This window comes from Paraburkholderia sp. SARCC-3016, from assembly GCF_031119615.1.
Classification (GTDB): domain Bacteria; phylum Pseudomonadota; class Gammaproteobacteria; order Burkholderiales; family Burkholderiaceae; genus Paraburkholderia.
In genome coordinates, this window is record NZ_JAVHZD010000009.1 from 18,763 (window position 1) to 38,408 (window position 19,646).

Consider the following 19,646-nt stretch of genomic DNA (forward strand, 5'->3'; position numbering starts at 1 on the left):
GGGCAGTCGGTCGATGTCCACGGTCACACAGGCAAGGATCGGGAGCGCGCAGGCGCTCCCTGCAATGCGGTTGGAGGGTTTGATGGGTCAGGTGATGTTCGTGGTGTGGCGGGAGAGTGTCGAGGCGCTGCTGGTAGTCGGCATCCTGTATGCGTGGCTGAAGAACGGCGACGAGAATGCGCGGCGCGGCTTGCCTTATCTGTGGGCGGGCGTCGGCGCGGGCGTGCTCGCGGCGATCGCGCTGGGCGCCGCACTGGTCGGCTTCACTGAAGTTCTTTCAGGCGACGCGCAGGACTATTTTCAGACCGCGATCGTGCTGATCGCCTGCGTGCTGATCGTGCAGATGGTGCTATGGATGAAGAAGCACGGCCGCACGCTCAAGCGCGACATGGAGCAATCGCTGCAAAAGAGCACGCAGGATGCGAACTGGTGGGGCATCACGCTGCTCGTCACGCTCGCCATCGCCCGCGAGGGCAGCGAGACGGTGATCTTCCTTTACGGCGTCGGCTTTGGCCAGTCGGGGCATGTTCCGGTGAGCCAGTCGCTGGCGGCGCTGATCGGACTCGCGCTAGCGTTCCTGACCTTCTACGTGCTGCAACTGGGCGGCAAGGTGTTCTCGTGGCGCCTTTTCTTCCGCGTCACCGAGATCATGCTGCTGTTCCTCGGCGCGGGCCTCTTCGAGACCGGCGTCGACAAGCTGATCGACAAGGAATTCCTGCCGACCATCGTCGACCAGGTGTGGAACTCGTCGTGGCTGCTCGATGATTCGAGCACGTTCGGCTCGCTCGTCGCGACGCTGACCGGCTATCGCGCGCATCCGGCGCTGATGAATCTGATTGCCTATGCCGTGTACTGGGCGGTCGTCTATCTGCTGATGCGCCGTGCGCAGCGCCCGCTCGCGCAACGTCAGGCGGGGCGCACCGCATGAGTAGCGTGGTAAGCCGACCGGGCCGGCTTGCCGAAGCCGGCCAGTGGATGCAACGCCACGGCGCGGCAATCCGCGCCATCCAGTGGGTGGTCGTCGCCGTTTATGCATTTCTGATCCTCGTTCCGGCCTTCACGCCGCTGCCCGGCGATACCGCGCACCTGTGGAACAACCTGACGCTGGCCGCGCAGTTCGTGTTCTGGGGCATCTGGTGGCCGTTCGTGCTGCTGTCGATGGTGATGCTCGGCCGCGTCTGGTGCGGCGTGCTGTGCCCGGAAGGCGCGCTCGCCGAGTTCGCGAGCAAATTCGGCCGCGGCCGCGCGATTCCGCACTGGATGCGCTGGGGCGGGTGGCCGTTCGTCGCGTTCGGCATCACGACCATCTATGGACAGATGGTGAGCGTCTATCAGTATCCGAAAGCGGTGCTGCTGGTACTCGGCGGATCGACGTTCGCGGCGATGATCATCGGCTTGCTGTACGGGCGCGAGAAGCGCGTCTGGTGCAAGTATCTGTGCCCCGTGAACGGGGTCTTTGCGCTGCTGGCGCGGCTGGCGCCATTTCACTACAAGGTCGACGAAGACGCGTGGCGCCGCTCGTACAAACAGGGCGAGCACGGCCACCGCGTGATACCGATCAATTGCGCGCCGCTCGTGCCGCTGCGCAATATGAAAGGCGCTGCAGCGTGCCATATGTGCGGGCGCTGCGCCGGCCATCGCGATGCGATTGCGCTGACGTGGCGCAAGCCTTCCACCGAAGTCGTCGAACTCGGCGACAAGCAGGCGAGCGCGTGGGACACGGCGCTGATTCTCTACGGCCTGCTCGGTATCGCGATCGGCGCATTCCACTGGACCGTGTCGCCGTGGTTCATCGGCGTCAAGCAGTTCCTCGCGACATGGCTGATCGACCGCGACATCACATGGCCGCTCGAAACCGACCACGTGCCGTGGTTCCTGTTCACGCACTATCCGGAGCAGAACGACGTCTTCTCGTGGCTCGACGGCACGATGGTGATCGGCTATATCGTCGTGACGGGACTCGCATACGGCACCGTGCTGCTGGCGCTGATGGCAGGTGCGTCGCGCGCGCTCGGCCGTTTCGACAGGACGCGCCTGCATCATCTCGCGCAGGCGCTGATTCCGATCGCGGGCACGGGCGTATTTCTCGGACTGTCGGCCACCACGCTATCGCTGTTGCGTGCCGAGCATGTGCCGCTTTTCTGGGCGTCGGATGTGCGGCTTACGATTCTCGCCATCGCGAACGTGTGGAGCGCCTGGCTCGCGTGGCTCGTCACGCGACGTCACAGCGAACGGCTTTTCCAGCGCGGGTTCGCCATGCTATGGTTCATCGCTGCATTGGCCGTCGTCGATAGCGCATGGTGGCTCATGTTCTGGGGCTGGGCGCGCTGACGGCGAATCGAGCGACCCGGTTAGGCCTCATGCAGGCCTGTACGGAGACTACCGTGAGAAGCAAACTTGTTCTGACCGACGACGACGTCAGGAAAATGGCCGCCGCTGCCGAAGCGCACGCGGCCTCGAACCAGTGGCATGTCACGATCGCGATCTTCGACGAAGGCGGCCATCTGCTCTATCTGCACCGCGGCGATGGCGTCGCGGCGAGCACCGTCGAAATGGCGATCGGCAAGGGCCGCACCGCGCTGCTCGGGCGGCGCGAAACCAAGGTCTACGAAGACATCATCAAGCAGGGGCGCACCGCGTTCCTGAGCGCGCCTTTGATCGCGATGGTCGAGGGCGGCGTGCCGATCATCGTGAATGGCGAGGTGGTCGGCTCGATCGGCGTGTCGGGCGTGAAGTCCGATCAGGACGCGTCGATCGCGCGGGCCGGCATCGCCGCGCTCGATGAGGCGCACACGCCCTGATACGCGACCGCTGAAAGCGCAAAAGCCGCGCAGGGGTTTATCCATTTGCGCGGCTTTTGTCGTATCGCTTAGCTGCATCGCGATGCACTGGCCCGATTGGTCGATACGGCCATATGACGCGTTGCCATGCGTGAGAACCAAAAAAAGTGGCCTGGCTGGCTTCGACGGCTGGCTTGGGTGTCTGCACGAAGGGGTCTAGATCTCGCGTGCAAGCCGTCGTGGCTGGCTAAAGCCCAACACCTCTCGCAGAGGTGGTCCCCACAATACCCTTTAGTACTGCAATCAGCGACTGCAACGCTGCCTTTTCACGCAGCGTCTACTTCGTCAGAATCAGTTTGCCCAGACGCGTTGCGCGCAACTGGTACGTCTCGCCGTTGTGCGTGATGCTGATGTGACTGCGGCCCTGCAGCAGCGTTTCGCTGCGGACGACGCGTTCGGCGACACGTTCTCCAGCCGATGACTCCGGCGACGCTGCCGCGGCGTTACCCGCGCGTTCCGCGGTAGGCGTGGCGGCCGGTGCGCTGGTCTTGCTCGCACGGCTGGTCGTCAGCGCTTGCGCGGCGGGGCGGCGCAGGCTCAACGTTGAAGGGCGCGTCACGTTCGTCATTCGGTGCCATCGGTTTGTCGATTCGATGGAGTTGATTCTAAATGATAACCATTCCTATTCACAAGAAATCGAAATTCATCGGAATGACGATCTGATAGTGAAGATCGAAAAGGCAGCCGTGGGCGCGTCTGCGCGAGTCTGCGGGCGAGTGCCGCAACGGAGTCAGTGCAGTCGGTCCGGCGTGTTGTGCCCGAGCACGTACTCGCGAATCAGGCGCACCGTATCGATATCGGATTCGCGATACGCGGATTTCACGATTTCCTGCGTCTGGCGCACGTCGTTGTCGGCCGGCTTCTCTTCGGTAGTCGGCAGCGTCGTCCGATACTCGAAGCGCAGGAACAGCTGCAGTGCGTCGGGCTGCTCGATTGTCATCGTAAGCGAGCCGCCGACGTGCGCCGACGTCGCCATGATGTCGTAGCGCACGCTTTCTTTCGGTTCAAGCGTGACGCGATCGCGCACGGTGGCATGGCCGTAATGCAGTTCGCGCTCGAGCGTGCTTTCGGTGCGCGACAGTATCGTGCAACTGTCGAGGCCCAGTACGAAGAGTTGCGGCTGTTCAGCGCGCAGCACGAGGCCTTCCCAAAGCTGATCGCGCGTCATGTCTTCCATGAGCGGGTTCAGCGGGTCGTTGATCTGGATCAGATGTTCGAAATTCAAAACGGCAGCTTCCTCGTTGTCGCGAACGGCGCGTCGGCATCGTCACCTCAGATCGTCGGATCGTCGCATCAGTGCGGCGCATCAGTACGTCGCATTACATGGGGCGCACGACGTGCGACATCGACCTTGCCTCGGCGCCACGTCGCGGCGCATATCAAACAGCGGTCAAACCCGTGCGGATCGCAATCGGCCGCGTCAGGATCTTGTGGACGGGACATGCATTGGCGATCTGCAGTAACCGTTCCCGCTGCTCGTCGGACAAATTGCCTTCGAGCGAAATCTGGCGGTCGATCGTCGATCCTTCGTCGCCGGTTTCAATCGACAGCGTGACGTGCACATCGTCGAGCGGCCAGCCTTTTCGTTGCGCATACATCTTCAGCGTGATCGATGTGCATGCGCCAAGGCTCGACAGCAGCAGGCTCACCGGCGTCGGTCCGCGGTCGCCGCCGCCCAGCGATTCGGGCTCGTCGGCGAGCCACGTATGTGCGCCGTCGTCGAAAAGAACCTGGAAGTTCGTCGAGCCGATATGTGCGCCGACCTTGGGCTCTGCCATGTACGCTCCTTTAACGGTAGATTGCAGCGCGCGGGCATGAAGCCTGAGGCCCCTGACGCCCCTGAAGCCCCTGAAGCCCCTGAAGCCCCCCGAGGCCATCGACGTGCATCAGACGCCGCGCGCAAGGCGAACCGCTATTGTGACCGAAATCGCGCGAAACATCGTGTTGGCGTGGGCAACGCCAGCGCGGGCTCGCAATGCGTGCTCATGCGTCAAACGCATCAATGCGCGATGCTGCCCATACGGCCCGCCTGGTAGTCGATCACCGCCTGGCGGATTTCGTCTTCCGTGTTCATCACGAACGGGCCGTAGCGAACGACCGGTTCGTTGAGCGGCACGCCGCCGAACAGCAGCACATCGAGCGGCTCGTCGCCGGCCGCGAGCGTGATGCTGTCGCCATCGGCGTTGAACACGACCATCTTCCGCGCGTCGATCGATTGCCGGCTTTCGCCATACAGGCCCGTGCCCGACAGACCGTAAGCGAACACGCGGTATTCGCGCGGCACCGGATGCACGAGTCGTGCGCCTGGCTGCAGCGTGAAATGCTGATACAGAATCGGCGTGCGCGTTTCGATCACCGCTTTTGCACCGAGCGCTTCGCCTGCGATGAGCTTCACGCGAACCTTGCCGTCCGCCGACGTCGCAACCGGAATACGTGTCGACGGTATCTCCTGATAGTGCGGTGCGATCATCTTGTCGCGGCGCGGCAGGTTCACCCAAAGCTGCAGCCCGTGCACGCGGCCGCCCGTCGCAACGAACGAAGGGTCAGGCATCTCGCTGTGCACGACGCCGGCGCCCGCCGTCATCCATTGCACATCGCCCGCATGCAGCGTACCGGAATGTCCTGCCGAATCCTTGTGGCCGAATTGCCCTTCGAGCACATACGTAACCGTTTCGAAGCCGCGATGCGGGTGGTCGGGTGCGCCCTTCGCTTCGCCCGGCGCATAGTCGACCGGGCCCATTTCGTCGAGCAGCAAAAATGGGTCGAAGTCCATCAGCATTCGGGTAGGGAACGGACGGTGGACGACAAAACCACCGCCTTCGGTCGTGCGAACGGCGGGATACGTGCGTTCGATCGTTCGGGTCGAGCTCATCAAAGTCACCTCGAAAAATGGGGAATGGCGTTATTTTTGAAACGTAGGGCTATTATATGGACCGCTTTTGGCGCTAACAGTGGGCGCGCCGCAATGGATTGTTCTACCAGTGGAACGATAAGATGAAGATCGATTCGCATAACCTGAACGACCTCATGTACTTTTCGCAGGTCGTCGAGCACGGCGGTTTTTCCGCTGCCGAGCGCGTGCTCGGCATCTCGAAGTCGCGGCTATCGCGCCGCCTGACGGAACTCGAAGGCTCGCTCGGCGTGCGACTGTTGCAGCGTTCGACGCGCAAGCTCGCGCTGACCGAAGCGGGCCATCTGTTTTATCAGCACTGTCAGGCGATGCTCGCGGAGGCGCAAGCGGCCGTCAACGTCGTGCAGCAACTGCGTTCGTCGCCGCGCGGCACGGTTCGCGTGAGCGTGCCCGTCACCGTCTCGCAAACGATCATGTCGCAGATTCTTCCCGAGTTCATGCATCGTTACCCGGAAGTGCACATCGTGATGCGCGTGACGAACCGTGTCGTCGATCTGTTCGAAGATTCGATCGATGTCGCGCTGCGTGTGCGTTCGGATCCGCCCGATAACTCGAACATCATCGTGCGGCCGCTGTGGCGCACGGAGCAGATGCTCGTCGGCGCGCCGAGCCTGTTGGACCAGAACGCTCCGCCGCTGCAGCCGTCGGACCTGAACCGCTTCGAGACGCTCGATACGCCGACCCACGACGGCCGTTACGTATTCAATCTGATTGCGCCCGATGGCACACGGCATATGCACGAGCATGAACCGCGCCTCGTCACCGCCGACCTCGGGACGATACGCGAGGCGGCGATGGCGGGCGTCGGCATCGCCGCGCTGCCGGAAATGCTGTACGGCGCCGCGTTGCGTTCGGGCCAGTTATCGCCGGTGATGCCGGGCTGGACGCTGCCGTGGCCGCAGCTGTATGCGGTGTTTCTGTCGCGGCAGGGCATGGTGCCCGCGGTGCGGACTTTCGTCGATTACCTCGTCGAAATGCTGGATCCCGATGCGGGCAAATACATCACGCGCGAGTGCCCGACGCGATTTTCCGCCGAACTGGAGCACACCGAAACCCATGCCAACGCGCGAGCGGAATCGCTATAGGCAGTGCCAGGTATCGAGGATGCTGCTCGCGGCTGCTGCATGGCTGGCGGTTTGATTTAGGCATTCGAGCGCGCGCATCGATCAGTACTTTCAATGGCCGTTTGCTTGAATGCGCGCCCCGCCAGGCCTATATTGGAATCCCGTTCGCAAGGGAGCTTCCTATGCGAAAACTCATGGCCGCTATCATAGCGAGCCTGATAGGGCTGACCGCGCTGTCCGTGTCGACCACGGCTGTCGCATGCGGTGATGCTGGCTACTCTTCCGATGGCAAGTAATCCCGCCGCCCGAAGGCGCCGCGTGCGCAAGGAAAAAAGGCCTTCATCCGACGATGAAGGCCTTTTACTTTATCTGCTTTGTCCGTCCAGCGCGTGAGCTCAGAGCTCAGGGCTTCCCGACCGGCTGCGTGACGAAGCCGATTTTCGTCAGTCCGCCTGCCTGCGCAGCGGACATAACGTCGGCCACCTTCTCGTACGCAACCTTACGATCCGCATTCAGATGCAGTTCCGGCTGCGGCGTCTGCTGTGCCGCCGCAGCGATCTTCGCACGCAGATCGTCATCGGAAATTTTCTTGTCGTCCCACATTACGTTGCCGTCGGCGTCGATCGACACGGTGACCTGCGCCGGCTTCGTGTCTTCCTTCTGGCTGCTCGCGTGCGGCAGATCGATCTTCACCGCATGGCGGATCACAGGAATCGTCACCATGAAGACGATCAGGAGAACCAACATGACGTCGACGAGCGGCGTCATGTTGATTTCGTTCATCAGGCCGTCGTCGTCGTCGCCGGCGAAAGGGCTCATTGCCATCGAAGTGCCTCGTCAATCAGTTCGCGTTGGCGGCATGGGCCGGGCGTCGCTGCGCCGCCAGCCGAAGACCGTCAGCGCTACGCCGCGACGACGACAGACGCGCGCCCGTCACGAAGAACGCGTGCAAGCCGTGCGCGAAGCGGTTGAGTTTCGTGACGATGCCCTTGTTCGCGCGCGTCAGCGCGTTGTATGCGAGCACCGCGGGAATCGCGACGAACAGACCGGCCGCGGTCATGATCAGCGCCTCGCCGACCGGACCGGCCACCTGGTCAATCGACGACTGGCCGGTTGCGCCGATCGTCAGCAGCGCGTGATAGATGCCCCACACGGTGCCGAACAGACCGACGAACGGCGCGGTACTGCCGATCGACGCGAGAATCGCGAGACCGCTCTGCATGCGCGCGACGCAATCGTCCATCGTGTCTTTGAGGCAGCGCGTGATCCAGTCGGACACATCCATGCGGTCATGCAGATGCGGTTGCGTCTGGTGATGATGATCGGCGGCTTCCTGGCCCGACAGCGCGAGCGCGAGGAACGGATTGTCCTGCGGCGTCGACTTGCCGCTGCCGAGTTTGCCGATACCTTCGGCGAGATCGTCCGAATGCCAGAACGCGCGCTCGGCGTTTTTCGTGAGCCGGTTCAGGCGCATCACGCCGAGGCTCTTGACGACGATCACGGTCCACGACAGCACCGACATGATCAGGAGCGCGAGCGCGATGCCGCGCGTCACGAAATCCCCTTGCGCCCACACGTGGGCCATACCGTAGTTTTGCATTGCCATTCCTTCTTTTTGAAAACTGCGTCAGCGGTTCGACGGCGCCGACAGATCGAATTCCGCGTTGACTGCGCTGGAGCGCCCGCCCATGCGCAGGCTCAATCCTTGAGGCCGAACTCGAACGGTTGCGTGTACGTTGCGCGGATCGGCTGGCCGTTTTCCAGATACGGCTTGCAGGAACTCGAACGCATCGCCGAGATCGCGGCGTCGTCGAGCCGGTCGAAACCGCTGCTCTTTTTGAGCTCGATGTTTTCGATCTTGCCCGTCAAGCCGACGACGAAACGCACGTACGCAGTGCCGCTTTCGCCGCGGCGGCGCGACAAGGCCGGATAGTCGGGAGCCGCGATGCTGCAGTCGAGATGCGAGACGCTCTTCGGTGCCGACAGCGCAAGCGTCGGCCTGGCGGTTGCGGGCGGCGCCGCCGCTTCAGGCGGCGCGGCGGGCGCGGGCGGAGCGGGCGGCGCCGGCTCGGGCGAGGCGATCTCGTGTTGCGACGGCGCGGCCGCTTCGGGCAGCGGCGTCGGTGCCGGTTTTTGCACCGGCGTCGGCCGCGGCTGGACCTTCGGCTTTTCGCGATGGACCGGCGGCGTGGGTTTCGGCGGCGGCGTCGGCGTCGACTGGATTGCCGCCGGCGCGGCCACGGGCGGAGCGGGCGGGCTCAGCAGTTCGGCCGTGATCGAGCGCAGTTCGACTGGCTTCGGCATGGGCTTGTCGCGCATCGTCAACACAATGACGATGAGCACGGCATGCACGGCGAGAACCGCGACGATCGCCGCCGCGAGGCGCGGCCTGAACCGGGCGGATCCGGCGGGCGGGAAGCCTGCCGTGGTAGGGGAGGAAGCCTGCATGTTTAGCGTAGCGGCGCGCCGGCGATGCGGCACGTCAGGCAAAGCAAGGTCATTTGCGGAATATAAGCAGCGAAATGAACAGCGTCGTGACAAAACCAATCAGCAATTCCATCCCGAACTCCTCGAGAATCGTGTCGCTGGCTTGAGTCCGATAACTGGGTGGCTTGCTGACGGCGGTTGGGCGCGGAGACTGCCGCGCCGGCAGAGCTTACGCGGCCTTGCGTTCGTAGAACCTCAGCGGGACGGCCTCAACCGGCGCATCCACGCCGCAGCGGCTCGCGCAGACGCCGCTTTGCGCCATCACGTCGCGCACGGTCTCCTCGCATTTGCCACAGCAGATCGCAACGCCGAGTTCGAACTGCAGCTCGTCGAAAGTATCGATGCCCTCGGCAATCGAGGCGCGGATTTTCCGGTCGGAAACGGATTTGCACACGCAGACAATCATGGTGGATCGCGATAGGCAACGTTAATGCGAATTATTATCATTTTGTAGACGCGGTTTGGCAAGCGCTACGTGCGGAATTTTGTAACAAAACCAGCCTCCTGGCAGGGTTTTCGCCGGCCGGACGTGCTGTGCCGCACTCAGGTGCGCGGAGAGCGGGAGGGCTGGATTTCGCGGGCGAAGGGAATCAGGCCGCTTCGGGCTCCGAACGCGAGGTAGGTGCCAGATCGGAGAGCTGATCGTCGCCAGGCGTAGTCGCTTGCGCCCCCGTTTTGGCCTCGATGTCGGCGTGCCCGGCCTCTTCGAGCTCGATCGTTCGGGGCGACGGAATCGTCACGCGTTCGACGGGCGCTTCGATATCGAGCAAGGTGCGCGTCAACTGCCGCAGATGCGCTCCGTCGCTCGTCGAGCAGAAGCGCGGCACGCCCGCCGCGGCGCCGGGAGCCGCGCGCAAACCGTGCTGGTCGAGTACGCGTTCGAGCTGGCGCGCGATCGCGACACTGGTGTCGATCAGCGCGAGCCGGTCGCCGACAAGATCGCGGATCGTGGCATCGAGAAACGGATAATGCGTGCAGCCGAGCACCAGCGTGTCTGCACCGGCATCGAGCATCGGCTGCAGATAGCCGTCGAGCAGCGCGCGCAATTCAGGCGAACCGAGGTCGCAGCGCTCGATTGCCTCGACGAGACCGTGGCCCGGCTGGCAGAGGAACCTGCAATCGGCCGCGTAACGCTCGTGCAGTGCGAGAAACCGCGCGCTGCGCAGCGTAACCTGCGTCGCCAGCACGCCGGCGACATGGGTCTTCGACTGCAGCGCCGCAGGCTTGATGCCGGGCTCGACGCCGATCACCGGAATCGGCAAGCGCTCGCGCGCCTGCGCGATCGACTGGGCGGTGGCCGTATTGCAGGCGACGACGAGCGCTTTTGCGCCCTGCGCGATTAGCCATTCGCCGATCGCAAGCGTGCGCTCGGCGATGAAATCGTCGTCGCGTGCGCCGTACGGCGCGTAACGCGAATCCGCGACGTAGATCACTGCTTCGTCGGGCAAGTGCGCACGCACGGCGCGCAGCACGGACAGCCCGCCGAGGCCCGAATCGAAGATGCCGACCGGCGCATGCGAGCCGACCGCCGGGATACGCTCCGCCGTCGGCGCGCCGGACGGCGAGGAGGGGGCGTTGATCGAAGCGGACGGCAAAGCGGTCATGGAAGGAAGAAAGCGTTCAGCACGAAAATCGTGCGGCGTATGCCACGGGCGCGCGATGACGATGAACGGCGATTGCGGCTAGCGCGATGCAAGTGGCCGGCAGTTTAACAGCATAGAAGCAGGATAGAAGCAGGACAGAAGCGTATCAAAGCGGAGCCGGACGGCAACTGCAGTACAAGCCATAACCGGCATGCGACATCACGTCAGATCGCATCGCATGTGCACTGCGCGGCCGAACGAAAACCAACGACCACGCGCGAGCATCGATCACAGCATCGTGCTTACGACTCCATCGAGTCGCCCATGCCCGATTGCTGGTAATTCTGAATGCCGACCTTGTCGATCAGGTCGAGCTGCGTTTCGAGCCAGTCGATATGTTCTTCGGTGTCTTCGAGAATCGACACGAAAATTTCGCGCGACACGAAATCGCGTACCGATTCGCAATGCGCGATCGCTTCCTTGCACGTTGCCTGCGAGCCTTGCTCGAGTTTCAGATCGCACTCGAGAATCTCTTTGGTTTCTTCGCCGATGAGCAGCTTGTGCAGGTCTTGCAGATTGGGTAGCGCATCGAGCATGAAAATACGTTCGATCAGTTTATCGGCGTGCTTCATTTCGCCGATCGACTCGTCGTATTCGTGCTTGCCGAGCTTGTCGAGGCCCCAATGTTTGTACATCCGCGCGTGCAGAAAATACTGGTTGATCGCAGTCAGTTCGTTCTTCAACTGCGCGTTCAGATATTCAATGACCTTCTTGTCGCCTTGCATGATGGTATTTCCTCTTGGAGACCGGGCAGATTTGATTTTCCACAACAATAAACGCCCGGTTCGAAAATGCCAAGAACAGATGTGGTTGATGAGAATCGTTTGCGCGAATCGGCTTCGCGCCTGATTGATAAGAATGCTCTGAACGATAAAAAGGCCGGGACCTGAAGCCCCGGCTTTGCTTCTTTAAAGCGGTGCAGACCGCTTGAGCCGCCAACGGTGTTCAGGCGGTCGCGACCGGAATCTTGCCGATCTTCGCTTGCCATTCCTTCGGCCCGGTCTGATGGACCGACGTGCCGTTCGAGTCGACGGCGACGGTCACCGGCATGTCCATCACATCGAACTCGTAGATCGCTTCCATGCCGAGGTCTTCGAATGCGAGCACCTTCGCGCTGCGAATCGCCTTCGAGACGAGATAGGCGGCGCCGCCCACGGCCATCAGGTACGCGGCCTTGTGCTTGCGGATCGATTCGATCGCAACGGGACCGCGCTCGGCCTTGCCGATCATCGAGATCAGGCCTGTCTGCGCCAGCATCGTCTCGGTGAACTTGTCCATGCGCGTCGACGTCGTCGGCCCTGCCGGGCCGACCGCTTCATCGCGTACCGGATCGACCGGGCCAACGTAGTAAATCACGCGATTCGTGAAATCGACCGGCAACTTCTCGCCCGCGGCCAGCATGTCGGCGATGCGCTTGTGCGCGGCGTCGCGGCCCGTCAACATCTTGCCGCTCAACAGCAAGGTCTGGCCCGGCTTCCAGCTCGCGACTTCTTCGGGCGTGAGCGTATTCAGATCGACGCGCTTGCTCGTTTCGGTGTTCGCGGTCCATTGCACTTTCGGCCATGCATCGAGTGACGGCGGCTCGAGCTTCGCGACACCGGAGCCGTCGAGCGTGAAATGCGCGTGACGCGTGGCCGCGCAGTTCGGGATGATCGCGATCGGCTTGCTCGCCGCATGCGTCGGCGCGGCCATGATCTTCACGTCGAGCACCGTGGCCAGACCGCCGAGACCTTGCGCACCGATACCGAGCGCGTTCACTTTCTCGTGCAGTTCGACGCGCAGTTCTTCGATCCAGTCTTGCGGGCCGCGCGCGATGACGTCCTGAATGTCGATCGAATCCATCAGCGATTCCTTGGCCATCAGCATCGCCTTCTCCGCCGTGCCGCCGATGCCGATGCCGAGCATACCCGGCGGGCACCAGCCCGCGCCCATCGTCGGCACGGTCTTGAGCACCCAGTCGACGATCGAATCGGACGGATTCAGCATCGCGAACTTCGACTTGTTTTCCGAGCCGCCGCCCTTCGCCGCGACCTGCACATCGATCTTGTCGCCGGGCACGATCTCATAGTGAATCACCGCCGGCGTGTTGTCTTTCGTGTTCTTGCGCGCGCCTTCGGGCGGGCTCACGATCGATGCGCGCAGCACGTTGTCGGGATGCATATAGCCGCGGCGCACGCCTTCGTTGATCATGTCGGTGACGCTCATCGTGGCGCCGTCCCAACGCACGTCCATGCCCACTTTCACGAACACGGTGACGATGCCGGTATCCTGGCAGATCGGCCGGTGGCCTTCGGCGCACATGCGGCTGTTGGTCAGGATCTGCGCGATCGCATCCTTTGCCGCAGGGCTTTCTTCGAGCTCGTAAGCACGGCCGAGCGCCTGGATATAGTCCAGCGGGTGGTAATAGCTGATGTATTGCAGCGAATCGGCGATGCTCTGAATCAGGTCTTCCTGTTTGATAACGGTCATGGCTAGCTCAGTGGGGACATTGGCGTTTTTTGTCGTGATCGCGAATGCGCTATCACTCATGCGCCTTCAGGGGAGGAGAAATCGGTGGTCTCGGGCGCCTTCGGTTTGCGCGGCGCGGGCTCGTGAAAGTGCTCGGGATGCGTGTGCGTCGTCAGTCGGTCGACGAGTGCCATTACGACCGCCGACAGCAGGAACGCGAGATGAATGAGCACCTGCCAAAGGATTGCGTGTTCGCTGCGCTGGTCGGGATCGATAAAGGTCTTTAACAGATGGATCGACGAAATGCTGATCAGCGCCATCGAAAGCTTGACCTTCAGCACGCCGGCGTTCACATGGTCGAGCCATTCGGGCTCATCGGGATGGCCTTCTACGCCCAGACGCGACACGAACGTTTCGTAGCCGCCGACGATCACCATGATCAGCAGATTCGAGATCATCACCACGTCGATCAGGCTCAATACGACGAGCATCGTGCTCGTTTCGTCGAGCTTCATCGCCGACGTGACGAGATGCCAGACTTCCTTGAGGAAAAGCACCACATAAACTGCTTGCGCGACGATGAGGCCCAGATACAGCGGCACCTGCAGCCAGCGGCTCATGAAGATGATGGTGGGCAGCGGGCGCATGCGGCGGCGGGGCGAGTGGCGGCCGGGATCGAAGTTCGAGGCGGACATAGGCGGTCAGGATCGCGGAAGAGGTCGCCGGTCGTGCCGGCTGGGGGCTGCGCCGGGTCAGTTCCGTTTCGGACGTGCGCGCGGCGCGACATTGTACCGCGACACCCGCCGGCGCCGCGCCGCTGGGGATAATCGCGTCGATATGTGTGCCCGTTGCCGCTTCGCTGGAAGAAAAATGCTCAGTTCAGTTAGCATTGCAGGAGTGGAGTATCACCGTGCAACGCGGCGAGTAGGGGATGACCCGAATGGGTAGGGCCGCGTAAGTGCACGGTAAGTTGCGGCGTTTAATTTGGCACGGTAAGGGGTCGGCAGGGCGGTATCCGACCTGTGCGCGAAGCGCACTCATCTGAAGTTACGTACGCGCTGGCCGACGGGCGCGATGTTGCGTTGCCGCATGCGTGTTTGCTTCACATCGTGCCGAACGGCGCGGATCGTCACGCGACTTCGTTGTGCACAAGGGTAAGGAGACAGGCGCCACGCTGCGCTCGCAAGCGCTACGCGCAAGCCGGCGTCATACGGCGTGCCGAGGCACGCCGGCACAGGTTTTACGTTTCATCTTCACCAAGGGGTAGTCGATGTCAGCGATTGAATCCGTTCTTCAGGAACGCCGCGTATTCCCGCCGTCCGCCGAAACGATGAAAGCGGCCACGATATCCGGCATGGACGCTTACCAGGCGCTCGTCGCCGAAGCGGAACGCGATTACGAAGGTTTCTGGGCGCGACTGGCGCGCGAAACGCTCAGTTGGCACAAGCCGTTCACGAAGGTGCTCGACGAATCGAACGCGCCGTTCTACAAGTGGTACGACGATGGCGAGCTCAATGCGTCGTACAACAGCCTCGATCGTCATGTCGAAGCGGGCAACGGCGAGCGCGTCGCCGTGATCTTCGAAGCCGACGACGGCACCGTGACGCGTGTCACGTACGCGGACATGCTGCAGCGTGTGTCGCGCTTCGCCAATGCGCTGAAAAAGCGCGGCATCAAGAAAGGCGATCGCGTCGTCATCTATATGCCGATGTCGATCGAAGGCATCGTCGCGATGCAGGCATGCGCGCGCATCGGCGCGACGCATTCGGTCGTGTTCGGCGGCTTCTCGTCGAAATCGCTGAACGAGCGCCTCGTCGACGTCGGCGCTACAGCGCTGGTGACCGCCGACGAGCAGATGCGCGGCGGCAAGGCGCTGCCGCTCAAGAGCATCGCCGACGAAGCGCTCGCGATGGGCGGCTGCGACGCGGTGAAGAACGTGATCGTTTATCGCCGCACGGGCGGCAAGGTTGCCTGGAACGAAGGCCGCGATCTGTGGATGCATGAAATCACGCAAGGCGAAAGCGATCAGTGCGCGCCGGAATGGGTCGGCGCCGAGCATCCGCTTTTCATCCTGTATACGTCGGGTTCGACGGGCAAGCCGAAGGGCGTGCAGCACAGCACGGGCGGCTATCTGCTGTGGGCCGCGCAGACCATCAAGTGGGCGTTCGACTGGAAGCCGACCGACGTGTTCTGGTGCACGGCCGACATCGGCTGGGTCACCGGCCACAGCTATATTGCTTACGGGCCGCTCACGCTCGGCGCGACGCAAGTCGTGTTCGAAGGCGTGCCGACCTATCCGAACGCGGGCCGCTTCTGGGACATGATCGCGAAGCACAAGGTCACGCTGTTCTACACGGCGCCGACGGCGATCCGTTCGCTGATCAAGATGGCCGACGCGGACCCGAAGGTACATCCGAAGAGCTACGATCTGTCGTCGCTGCGCGTGCTCGGCACGGTCGGCGAACCGATCAATCCCGAAGCATGGATGTGGTACTACGAGCAGGTCGGCGGCGCGCGCTGTCCGATCGTCGATACGTGGTGGCAGACCGAAACCGGCGGCCATATGATCACGCCGGTGCCGGGCGCGACGCCGCTCGTGCCGGGTTCGTGCACGCTGCCGCTGCCGGGCATCATGGCCGCTGTCGTCGACGAAACGGGGCAGGACGTGCCGAACGGCCAGGGCGGCATTCTGGTCGTGAAGCGTCCGTGGCCGTCGATGATCCGCACGATCTGGGGCGACGCCGAGCGCTTCAGGAAGAGCTACTTCCCGGACGAGCTGGGCGGCAAGCTGTATCTCGCCGGCGACGGCAGTATCCGCGACAAGGAAACCGGCTACTTCACGATCATGGGCCGCATCGACGACGTGCTGAACGTGTCGGGTCACCGGCTCGGCACGATGGAGATCGAATCGGCGCTGGTCGCGAATCCGCTCGTGGCGGAAGCGGCCGTGGTTGGCCGCCCCGACGAAACGACGGGCGAAGCGGTATGCGCGTTCGTGGTGCTGAAGCGCTCGCGTCCGGAAGGCGATGAAGCGAAGCAGATCGCCAACGACCTGCGCAACTGGGTCGGCAAGGAAATCGGGCCGATCGCGAAGCCGAAGGACATCCGTTTCGGCGACAACCTGCCGAAAACGCGCTCGGGCAAGATCATGCGGCGCCTGCTGCGCTCGCTGGCGAAGGGCGAGGAGATTACGCAGGATGTGTCGACGCTCGAGAACCCGGCGATTCTCGATCAGTTGGGCGAGTCTCGCTGAAGTGAAGCGCGGCTGAAGCAGGCGAAGCGCTTCAGAAAGCAATACAGCAATACCACGACAGTCGTATTGCAGTCGTACGAAAGGCCGTTGCGCGGACAATCCTGATTGCGTGCGCAACGGCTTTTTGTTAAATAGGCGCATGGCCGCGCCACACGCTTCGAACCGACAAACAATCAATCCACCGCCTGAGCCGCCGCCGGTTTCAGACGCGATGGCGCTCGCGCATCGTCGTTACTGGCGATTCAATCTGATGCTGATCGCGACGCTGATGGTGATCGGCTTCGTCGTATCGTTTATTGTGCCGGCCGCCTCGCGAGGGTTGGCGGGTGTGCGGCTCTTCGGGTTCAGCTTGCCGTTCTATGTCGGCGCGCAGGGGGCGATTCTCGTCTACCTGGCGTTGATCGTCGTCTACATCGTCTCGATGCAATTCGCGGATCGCGCATTGCAGCGTGCATTCGAAGCGGATGCCGCCGCGCGGCAAGCGAACCGATGAAGCTCGCGCATCGGCTGATCCGCTCGTATTCGATTTATACGCTCGGCTTTCTGCTTTTTATCCATATTGCGTGGCGCATCGAAGCGGCGAACGGGCCCGGCATGTGGGTCGGCTATGTGTTCCTGTTCGTGCCGATCGCCGTCTATGCGGTGATCGGTTTGCTGTCGCGCACGTCGGATCTCGTCGAATACTACGTGGCGGGGCGGCGCGTGCCGTCGGCGTTCAACGGCATGGCGACCGCGGCCGACTGGCTTTCCGCGGCATCGTTTATCGGCCTTGCGGGTTCGCTCTACGCGACCGGCTACGATGGCCTTGCATACATGATGGGCTGGACCGGCGGTTACTGCCTCGTCGCGTTTCTGCTCGCGCCGTATGTGCGCAAACTCGCGCGCTATACGATTCCCGATTTTCTCGGCACACGGTTTTCGAGCAACGCGGTACGCGGACTCGCGGCACTCGCGGCGATTCTCTGTTCATTCGTGTATCTGGTCGCGCAGATTCAGGGTGTCGGCTTGATCGCGACGCGCTTTATCGGCGTCGATTTCGCGATCGGGATTTTCTGCGGACTGGCGGGCATACTCGTGTGCTCGTTTCTGGGCGGGATGCGCGCGGTGACATGGACGCAGGTCGCGCAATACATCATTCTGATCGCCGCGATCCTGATTCCGATTTCGATGATCGCGCACAAGGACGGGCTTGGCTGGGTGCCGCAGTTCAACTATGGGCGCGTGATGGAGCGCGTCGAAGCGCTCGAGCGCGACGTGCGCAGCGCGCCGCAGGAGCAGGCCGTGCGCGAGGTGTACCGGCGGCACGCGGCCCAGATACAGACGGAGATCGACGCGTTACCGCAATCGTTCGTCGACGGGAAGAATGCGTTGACGCAACGGCTCGAGGAGCTGCGCCGACACAACGGGCCGCTGCGCGAAATCGCCGAACTCGAACGCACGCTGGCGCGGTTTCCGCGCGACGCGGCGGCGGCGCGGGTCGTATGGACGCAGCAACGCGATGAACTGCTCGCGTTGGCCGCGCCGCCCGTGCCGATGCATGAGCCGTTTCCCGATGAAGGCGAAGAAGAAAGACGCGTGCACAAGCGTAATTTTCTTTCGCTGCTGCTGTGCCTTTCGTTGGGGACGGCGAGCCTGCCGCATATTCTGACGCGCTATAACACGACGACGTCGGTCGCTTCCGCGCGTCGCTCGGTGGGGTGGACGCTGTTTTTTGTCGCGCTCTTCTATTTGACTGTGCCGGTGCTTGCGGTGTTGATCAAGTACGAGATCTTGACGAATCTGGTCGGCGGGCGCTTTTCGGACTTGCCGCAATGGGTGATGCAGTGGCGCAAGGTCGAGCCTTATCTGATCAGTATTGCGGACCTGAATGGCGACGGCATCGTGCGTTGGAGCGAGATCCGCATGCAGCCCGATATGGTCGTGCTGGCCGCGCCGGAGATTGCGGGACTGCCGTATGTGATGTCGGGGTTGATTGCGGCGGGTGCGCTCGCCGCGGCGCTTTCGACGGCGGACGGTCTGTTGCTGACGATCGCGAATGCGCTGTCGCACGATGTCTACTATCACATGGTCGATCCGCAAGCATCGAGTCAGCGGCGCGTGACGATCTCGAAGATCCTGCTGCTGGGCGTGGCATTGTTTGCGTCGTATGTCGCGTCGTTGAATACGGGGAATATTCTGTTTCTGGTCGGCGCGGCGTTTTCGCTGGCCGCGTCGAGTCTGTTTCCTGTGCTCGTGCTCGGCGTGTTCTGGAAGCGGACGACGCGTCTGGGCGCCGTGGCCGGGATGGTGGCGGGGCTCGCGGTGTGCGTCTATTACATCGTGTCGACGTACCCGTACTTCACGCAGATGACGGGCTTTGCCGGGCCGCGGTGGTTTGGGATCGAGCCGATCAGCTCGGGCGTGTTCGGTGTGCCGGCCGGGTTTGTGGTGGCGATCGTGGTGAGTCTGGTCGACCGGAAACCGGATGCTTATACGCGGGCGTTGGTGGACTATATCCGGCACCCCTGAGGGGGCTATTCCCGGGTGATGCGCGGGTGTTTGGCGGCGGTCCGTCCGCCGTTTGGCTGTCGGCCGTTCGGGGTATGGGCGAGCGCCCGGGAGTTTGCTATAATGCGCGTCCCCGCCGGAGAGATGGATGAGTGGTTTAAGTCGCACGCCTGGAAAGCGTGTATAGGTTAATAGCCTATCCGGGGTTCGAATCCCCGTCTCTCCGCCAGAACGGAATGATAAGCCGTTGAATCCAAAGAGATTCAACGGCTTTTTCTTTTTTGACTCATCAAGCGGCCATCATGGCGCGCATGAAGATGGCGAGTAACGCCGGAAGACTGGATGTCTTTCTTCTGGATTTACCGCAGCATCAAACGATATTAGCGCATACGAACATAGCGCTCGCGCATAGGCTTCGCGAAGAGCAAAACCGTGCGCCGGGCGAACCTTGCACGAGTTCCAGGAAGATATTTTTCCGCCCTTCAAGGACAATGCTCGACTCTCGCGAAAGCG

The 19,646-nt window shown here is 62.5% G+C and carries 19 protein-coding genes and 1 tRNA gene; 8 read left to right on the top strand and 12 right to left on the bottom strand.

Features of this window, described 5'->3' with window-relative positions; genetic code table 11:
* Positions 1-82 precede the first annotated feature (82 nt).
* From QYH69_RS10930 to QYH69_RS10940, 3 genes are read left to right on the top strand one after another with little or no spacing between them, the layout of a single operon-like run.
* Complete coding sequence (locus QYH69_RS10930; RefSeq protein WP_308831883.1) at positions 83-928, top strand: FTR1 family protein; 846 nt, start codon at positions 83-85, stop codon at positions 926-928.
* A complete protein-coding gene (locus QYH69_RS10935) occupies positions 925-2,331 on the top strand; it encodes a 4Fe-4S binding protein (protein ID WP_308831884.1) in 1,407 nt (468 codons plus the stop codon). The genes QYH69_RS10930 and QYH69_RS10935 overlap by 4 nt, the downstream gene beginning before the upstream one ends.
* Positions 2,332-2,384: 53 nt before the next feature.
* A complete protein-coding gene (locus tag QYH69_RS10940; protein ID WP_308831885.1) occupies positions 2,385-2,801 on the top strand; it encodes a heme-binding protein in 417 nt (138 codons plus the stop codon).
* Between the two features lie 316 nt (positions 2,802-3,117).
* Here QYH69_RS10940 and QYH69_RS10945 read toward each other — a convergent pair whose 3' ends face one another.
* The 4 genes from QYH69_RS10945 to QYH69_RS10960 form a co-directional block, all read right to left on the bottom strand.
* A complete protein-coding gene (locus tag QYH69_RS10945) occupies positions 3,118-3,408 on the bottom strand; it encodes a hemin uptake protein HemP (RefSeq protein WP_308831886.1) in 291 nt (96 codons plus the stop codon).
* A 162-nt stretch (positions 3,409-3,570) separates the two neighbouring features.
* The gene (locus tag QYH69_RS10950) at positions 3,571-4,065 is read right to left on the bottom strand and encodes an SRPBCC family protein (RefSeq protein WP_308831887.1); all 495 of its coding nucleotides are present in this window, start codon (positions 4,063-4,065) and stop codon (positions 3,571-3,573) included.
* 154 nt (positions 4,066-4,219) lie between these two features.
* On the bottom strand, positions 4,220-4,618 hold the full coding sequence (locus tag QYH69_RS10955; protein WP_075157554.1) for an OsmC family protein: 399 nt from the start codon (positions 4,616-4,618) through the stop codon (positions 4,220-4,222).
* A gap of 221 nt (positions 4,619-4,839) precedes the next feature.
* Positions 4,840-5,712 carry a pirin family protein gene (locus tag QYH69_RS10960; protein ID WP_308831888.1) on the bottom strand — a complete coding sequence of 291 codons (873 nt, stop codon included), beginning with the start codon at positions 5,710-5,712 and terminating at the stop codon, positions 4,840-4,842.
* Positions 5,713-5,834: 122 nt separating this feature from the next.
* On the opposite strand from QYH69_RS10960, the gene QYH69_RS10965 reads away from it, so the two are divergent.
* Complete coding sequence (locus tag QYH69_RS10965) at positions 5,835-6,836, top strand: LysR family transcriptional regulator (RefSeq protein ID WP_308831889.1); 1,002 nt, start codon at positions 5,835-5,837, stop codon at positions 6,834-6,836.
* A gap of 381 nt (positions 6,837-7,217) precedes the next feature.
* Here QYH69_RS10965 and QYH69_RS10970 read toward each other — a convergent pair whose 3' ends face one another.
* The 8 genes from QYH69_RS10970 to QYH69_RS11005 form a co-directional block, all read right to left on the bottom strand.
* Complete coding sequence (locus tag QYH69_RS10970) at positions 7,218-7,640, bottom strand: biopolymer transporter ExbD (RefSeq protein ID WP_308831890.1); 423 nt, start codon at positions 7,638-7,640, stop codon at positions 7,218-7,220.
* A 16-nt stretch (positions 7,641-7,656) separates the two neighbouring features.
* The gene (locus QYH69_RS10975; RefSeq protein ID WP_075158869.1) at positions 7,657-8,415 is read right to left on the bottom strand and encodes a MotA/TolQ/ExbB proton channel family protein; all 759 of its coding nucleotides are present in this window, start codon (positions 8,413-8,415) and stop codon (positions 7,657-7,659) included.
* A gap of 98 nt (positions 8,416-8,513) precedes the next feature.
* Positions 8,514-9,263 (bottom strand): energy transducer TonB, encoded by a 750-nt coding sequence (locus tag QYH69_RS10980; RefSeq protein ID WP_308831891.1) that lies wholly within the window; start codon positions 9,261-9,263, stop codon positions 8,514-8,516.
* Positions 9,264-9,471: 208 nt separating this feature from the next.
* A complete protein-coding gene (locus tag QYH69_RS10985) occupies positions 9,472-9,708 on the bottom strand; it encodes a (2Fe-2S)-binding protein (RefSeq protein ID WP_308831892.1) in 237 nt (78 codons plus the stop codon).
* A 184-nt stretch (positions 9,709-9,892) separates the two neighbouring features.
* Positions 9,893-10,906, bottom strand: a complete 1,014-nt coding sequence (gene murI / locus QYH69_RS10990) for a glutamate racemase (protein WP_308831893.1) — start codon at positions 10,904-10,906, stop codon at positions 9,893-9,895.
* A 281-nt stretch (positions 10,907-11,187) separates the two neighbouring features.
* A complete protein-coding gene (gene bfr, locus QYH69_RS10995; protein WP_075157548.1) occupies positions 11,188-11,670 on the bottom strand; it encodes a bacterioferritin in 483 nt (160 codons plus the stop codon).
* 220 nt (positions 11,671-11,890) lie between these two features.
* Positions 11,891-13,414, bottom strand: coding sequence for a fumarate hydratase (locus QYH69_RS11000; RefSeq protein ID WP_308831894.1), 1,524 nt, complete (start codon positions 13,412-13,414; stop codon positions 11,891-11,893).
* A gap of 56 nt (positions 13,415-13,470) precedes the next feature.
* A complete protein-coding gene (locus QYH69_RS11005) occupies positions 13,471-14,088 on the bottom strand; it encodes a TIGR00645 family protein (RefSeq protein WP_374992387.1) in 618 nt (205 codons plus the stop codon).
* Positions 14,089-14,663: 575 nt separating this feature from the next.
* On the opposite strand from QYH69_RS11005, the gene acs reads away from it, so the two are divergent.
* The 4 genes from acs (at position 14,664) to QYH69_RS11025 (ending at position 19,362) form a co-directional block, all read left to right on the top strand.
* Positions 14,664-16,646, top strand: coding sequence for an acetate--CoA ligase (gene acs, locus QYH69_RS11010; RefSeq protein ID WP_308831895.1), 1,983 nt, complete (start codon positions 14,664-14,666; stop codon positions 16,644-16,646).
* Between the two features lie 139 nt (positions 16,647-16,785).
* Positions 16,786-17,139 (top strand): DUF4212 domain-containing protein, encoded by a 354-nt coding sequence (locus tag QYH69_RS11015; RefSeq protein ID WP_075157544.1) that lies wholly within the window; start codon positions 16,786-16,788, stop codon positions 17,137-17,139.
* Positions 17,136-19,154 carry a VC_2705 family sodium/solute symporter gene (locus QYH69_RS11020; protein WP_308831897.1) on the top strand — a complete coding sequence of 673 codons (2,019 nt, stop codon included), beginning with the start codon at positions 17,136-17,138 and terminating at the stop codon, positions 19,152-19,154. Before QYH69_RS11015 ends, QYH69_RS11020 begins: the two co-directional genes overlap by 4 nt.
* Positions 19,155-19,271: 117 nt before the next feature.
* Positions 19,272-19,362: transfer RNA gene (locus tag QYH69_RS11025), tRNA-Ser, on the top strand.
* Positions 19,363-19,646: the final 284 nt, after the last annotated feature.

What these genes read in the sequence shown, in the direction of transcription:
- murI (WP_308831893.1), bottom strand. Translation starts at nt 10,906, where the DNA reads ATGACCGCTTTGCCGTCCGCTTCGATCAACGCCCCCTCCTCGCCGTCC.
- QYH69_RS10980 (WP_308831891.1), bottom strand. Translation starts at nt 9,263, where the DNA reads ATGCAGGCTTCCTCCCCTACCACGGCAGGCTTCCCGCCCGCCGGATCC.
- QYH69_RS10955 (WP_075157554.1), bottom strand. Translation starts at nt 4,618, where the DNA reads ATGGCAGAGCCCAAGGTCGGCGCACATATCGGCTCGACGAACTTCCAG.
- QYH69_RS11015 (WP_075157544.1), top strand. Translation starts at nt 16,786, where the DNA reads ATGGCCGCGCCACACGCTTCGAACCGACAAACAATCAATCCACCGCCT.
- QYH69_RS10965 (WP_308831889.1), top strand. Translation starts at nt 5,835, where the DNA reads ATGAAGATCGATTCGCATAACCTGAACGACCTCATGTACTTTTCGCAG.
- bfr (WP_075157548.1), bottom strand. Translation starts at nt 11,670, where the DNA reads ATGCAAGGCGACAAGAAGGTCATTGAATATCTGAACGCGCAGTTGAAG.
- QYH69_RS11000 (WP_308831894.1), bottom strand. Translation starts at nt 13,414, where the DNA reads ATGACCGTTATCAAACAGGAAGACCTGATTCAGAGCATCGCCGATTCG.
- QYH69_RS10945 (WP_308831886.1), bottom strand. Translation starts at nt 3,408, where the DNA reads ATGACGAACGTGACGCGCCCTTCAACGTTGAGCCTGCGCCGCCCCGCC.
- QYH69_RS11020 (WP_308831897.1), top strand. Translation starts at nt 17,136, where the DNA reads ATGAAGCTCGCGCATCGGCTGATCCGCTCGTATTCGATTTATACGCTC.
- QYH69_RS10930 (WP_308831883.1), top strand. Translation starts at nt 83, where the DNA reads ATGGGTCAGGTGATGTTCGTGGTGTGGCGGGAGAGTGTCGAGGCGCTG.
- QYH69_RS11005 (WP_374992387.1), bottom strand. Translation starts at nt 14,088, where the DNA reads ATGTCCGCCTCGAACTTCGATCCCGGCCGCCACTCGCCCCGCCGCCGC.
- QYH69_RS10975 (WP_075158869.1), bottom strand. Translation starts at nt 8,415, where the DNA reads ATGCAAAACTACGGTATGGCCCACGTGTGGGCGCAAGGGGATTTCGTG.
- QYH69_RS10985 (WP_308831892.1), bottom strand. Translation starts at nt 9,708, where the DNA reads ATGATTGTCTGCGTGTGCAAATCCGTTTCCGACCGGAAAATCCGCGCC.
- acs (WP_308831895.1), top strand. Translation starts at nt 14,664, where the DNA reads ATGTCAGCGATTGAATCCGTTCTTCAGGAACGCCGCGTATTCCCGCCG.
- QYH69_RS10960 (WP_308831888.1), bottom strand. Translation starts at nt 5,712, where the DNA reads ATGAGCTCGACCCGAACGATCGAACGCACGTATCCCGCCGTTCGCACG.
- QYH69_RS10935 (WP_308831884.1), top strand. Translation starts at nt 925, where the DNA reads ATGAGTAGCGTGGTAAGCCGACCGGGCCGGCTTGCCGAAGCCGGCCAG.
- QYH69_RS10970 (WP_308831890.1), bottom strand. Translation starts at nt 7,640, where the DNA reads ATGGCAATGAGCCCTTTCGCCGGCGACGACGACGACGGCCTGATGAAC.